Source organism: Lacticaseibacillus manihotivorans DSM 13343 = JCM 12514 (assembly GCF_001435035.1).
Lineage (GTDB): Bacteria > Bacillota > Bacilli > Lactobacillales > Lactobacillaceae > Lacticaseibacillus > Lacticaseibacillus manihotivorans.
Map to the genome: position 1 here is coordinate 1 of NZ_AZEU01000200.1, position 3519 is coordinate 3519.

Sequence of the window (3519 nt, forward strand, 5' to 3'; positions counted from 1 at the left end):
ATGGTATTGGTCCAGAAAAACGTCCGCACGCCCGTAATGCGAAGTTTTTGACACCAGCCGGCGAAAAAATTGTCCAAGGTCGGCGAAGAAAGTGACCAACAATAAAGAAACCTCCTGTATACTACGGGTAGCACTCGTGTAAGCGCATGCAATTCATATACACAGGAGGTTTTTGTAATGGCGATTCATTACCGTCAGATTCTTGAACTCCGCGCTCAAGAGCTGGTGCAGCGAGATATTGCGGCAATCACTGGGAACTCACGTCCTAAGATTTCTGAAGTTATCAAGCAGGCTGAGCTACATCAAATCAGTCCACCATTTACTGATGATGTGGATGACATTTGGCTGGAAAGTTTGTTGTTTCCTCAGAAGCAACCGATAGCAAAAGGTCGGCAGATGCCAGACTTCGACAAGATACACGAGGAATTGGCTAAGCCGAACGTCACCTTATCACTGGTTCATTATGAATATGAACAAGAGTGCCGAAAAAATGGCACGATCCCGTATGCGTATCGAACCTTTTGCCAGTATTATCGTGCTTATGCGCAGAAATATAAGGCAACTATGCGGATTCGGCGTAAGCCGGGTGAAGTGATGGAGGTCGATTGGGCTGGCTCACCTTTACATATCGCTGTTCGCGAAACTGGAGAAATCGTCAAGGCATATCTGTTCATCGCTTCTTTGCCATGTAGTGCGTACAGCTACTGTGAGGCGTTTATGACTGAACAGCAGGAAGCATGGCTTACTGGACACATTCATGCGTATGAATTCTTTGGTGGTGTGACGCAATATCTGATTTCCGACAATCTCAAAACGGGTGTGACTTCGCACAAGCATAGCGAAATCATCTTGAATGAAATGTATCGAGATCTAGCCTTGCACTACGGCACAATTGTGATGCCAGCACGAGTCCGGAAGCCAAAGGATAAGCCGACTGTCGAAGGTGTTGTGGGTACAGTATCAACATGGATTATAGCAGCGCTACGGAATGAAACATTCTTTGACATCGAGGAATTAAATAAGGCCGTTCGCATCAAACTCAAGGAGTTCAACGAACGACCGTTCACAAAGAAATATAAACAAGGTAGTCGCCTTTCGGCGTTTCATGACGAAGAAAGCTTTGCCTTGCGACCATTACCTGTTCAAGCTTATACGATGGCTAGTTGGCGGACTGCCACCGTGCAATTAGACTACCACATCAACGTGGAAAGTCAGTTTTACTCTGTTCCATATGAGTATATCTCATCAAAAGTGGATATCAAGGTGACGAAAGATATCGTAGAAATTTTCTACAAAGGAAATCGGATTGCCTCTCATAAAAGGCTAACCGGAAAATTCGGGCAATTCTCAACCAATCACGACCATTTACCAGCAGAACATAAACTGTTCGTCGATCATACGCCTGAGAACGCACTAGCTTGGGCGGAAGAGATGGGTATCAATACGCTTGCCGTAATGCGGTATCTTCTTAAATCGGCGGCAAGTGAAAAACAAGGTCTAAGTGCAGCCTTTCGATTCAAAGGTTTAAGTCGAAAATACGCAGCCGTTGAAATCGAGGTCGCATGCACGACAGTGATGAAAATTGCGACCGCACCGACGGTGTCCGTGGTTGAAAGGGTTTTGAAGAGTCAAAAGATTCCAGCACCAAAGACGACTAACCAACCTGACTACGGCTTTACTCGTGGCGCAGCATACTTTGGAGGAAATGACTAATGGTAAATGACGAGACGCAACGGAAGTTACGGCAGATGAAGCTTACCTCTATGGCAAATGCCTTGGAAGCACAGGAAAGCAACACAGAATATCGCTCAATGAGCTTTGATGATCGATTCAAATTACTCGTTGATGCGGCATACGCAAGCCTTCAGTCAAATAAGCTGAATCGACTGATCAAAAGTGCAAATTTTCGGACGAACGAGCCCTGCATAGCTGATATCAATTACTTGCCGGATCGTAAGTTAGATCGGAACTTGATTCAACGCCTTGCGACTGGCACGTATATTCAAGAGCACCATAACGTTATCTTAATGGGTGCTTCTGGTAACGGGAAAACATGGCTGGCGACCGCCTTAGGAATTGAGGCTTGCCATCAGTTTCATAAGGTAAAATATGTACGTCTTCCCGAGCTGATTGATGATTTGATTGTAGCAAAGCATGAGGCAAACGGTGACTTTCATAAGATTATTGAACGATACAAGAAGATCGAGCTCTTGATCATCGATGAATGGCTTTTGACGCCAATCAACGATGAACAAGCTCAGACTATTCTTGAGTTGATCGAGTATCGAAGTCAGCGTGGTTCGACAATCTTTTGTACTCAGTTTGCGCCGGAAGGCTGGCATAACAAGCTGGGAAATCCACAGATTGCCGATGCGATTCTTGACCGAATCGTTCATGATTCGTACAAGCTTCTTATTCAAGGTGATAAATCGATGCGGGAGCGATATGGGATTGGAGGCGAATTTGCATGATTTCAGTTGAACTAGAACAACGATTGGCGATGTTCTACGCGCATACGGACGCAATGGAAGACTGGGAGAATGTGCTTGGCGATGCGTTGGTGGATATTATCTGGGAAAATGACGATAAATTGACCGATGATGAGCTTTTCGGTAAGCACCCAACCAAATGACGGATTTTCAGCAACAATTTAGCGCGCTACACTTACCTCATCAATTCAAACTGGTGAGGTATTTGTATGGAAGAAAAACCTGATGTTGTTCATTTTCAAATGGATCAGCCCAAGTCGCGGCAGTCGGAGGTGACCAAAGCACTACAGATAAAACTGGGTAATGAGAAGACCATTATCGTCTATAACCGCGTCAACAGCTACATCCTTGATGCACTTTTAAAGGCGGTGTTCTAAATGTTTCTTGATCTTAAACGAATCGCTCAGGTCTATTTAGTCTGCGGTCGTACCGACTTGCGTCGAGGAATCGATGGTTTGGCTGGAATTGTTCAAGAACAATATGATCTAGATCCCTACTGTCAGAACCTATATCTATTTTGTGGTAGCAAGAAGGATCGATTTAAAGCTTTGTACTGGGACGGTGATGGATTTGTGTTGTTGTACAAGCGCTATGAGAACGGTCGTCTTCAGTGGCCAATGGATCAAAACGCCGCCAAGGCGCTGACCCATCAACAGTTAACTCGACTTCTAACTGGTTGGTCGATTGAATCTTCGATTCATTCAGTAAATCCACCAAAGAAGTCGTATTCAAATCAGCAAAGGAGTGGTAAAGTCTAAATCAACAATAAGGTGGTGAGGACATGAGCGAAATAGCAACAGTTGATGAACACGAAGAAGTGCTTGCGTTAAGACGAAAAGTGGACGAGTTAGAAACTCAGCTTGAGTGGTTTAGAAAACAAGTATTCGGCCAAAAATCTGAGCATGCGAAACCTATGGATGTTAATCAGCTGTCTTTGTTTGCCCAACTGTCAAGGGCGGTTTTGAAATGCAGGTTTGGGCGTGCGGACGTTTTTCTGGACTTTCAACCTCAGGCGGCCTTGCTCTGACGG

At 44.9% G+C, this 3519-nt stretch carries 6 protein-coding genes; all 6 read left to right on the plus strand.

What is annotated here, in order from left to right; translation table 11 throughout:
• The first annotated feature begins 177 nt into the window (after nucleotides 1-177).
• The 6 genes from istA (at nucleotide 178) to FD01_RS16695 (ending at nucleotide 3516) form a co-directional block, all read left to right on the plus strand.
• On the plus strand, nucleotides 178-1713 hold the full coding sequence (istA, locus tag FD01_RS10930) for an IS21 family transposase (protein WP_056964287.1): 1536 nt from the start codon (nucleotides 178-180) through the stop codon (nucleotides 1711-1713).
• On the plus strand, nucleotides 1713-2471 hold the full coding sequence (istB, locus tag FD01_RS10935) for an IS21-like element helper ATPase IstB (RefSeq protein WP_054719951.1): 759 nt from the start codon (nucleotides 1713-1715) through the stop codon (nucleotides 2469-2471). The genes istA and istB overlap by 1 nt, the downstream gene beginning before the upstream one ends.
• A complete protein-coding gene (locus tag FD01_RS16120) occupies nucleotides 2468-2632 on the plus strand; it encodes a hypothetical protein (RefSeq protein WP_156647302.1) in 165 nt (54 codons plus the stop codon). Before istB ends, FD01_RS16120 begins: the two co-directional genes overlap by 4 nt.
• 66 nt (nucleotides 2633-2698) lie before the next feature.
• Nucleotides 2699-2866, plus strand: coding sequence for a hypothetical protein (locus tag FD01_RS15775; protein WP_164480467.1), 168 nt, complete (start codon nucleotides 2699-2701; stop codon nucleotides 2864-2866).
• Nucleotides 2867-3247 (plus strand): IS66 family insertion sequence element accessory protein TnpB, encoded by a 381-nt coding sequence (gene tnpB, locus FD01_RS10940; protein ID WP_054719948.1) that lies wholly within the window; start codon nucleotides 2867-2869, stop codon nucleotides 3245-3247.
• A 23-nt stretch (nucleotides 3248-3270) separates the two neighbouring features.
• Complete coding sequence (locus FD01_RS16695) at nucleotides 3271-3516, plus strand: IS66 family transposase (protein WP_056964290.1); 246 nt, start codon at nucleotides 3271-3273, stop codon at nucleotides 3514-3516.
• Nucleotides 3517-3519: the final 3 nt, after the last annotated feature.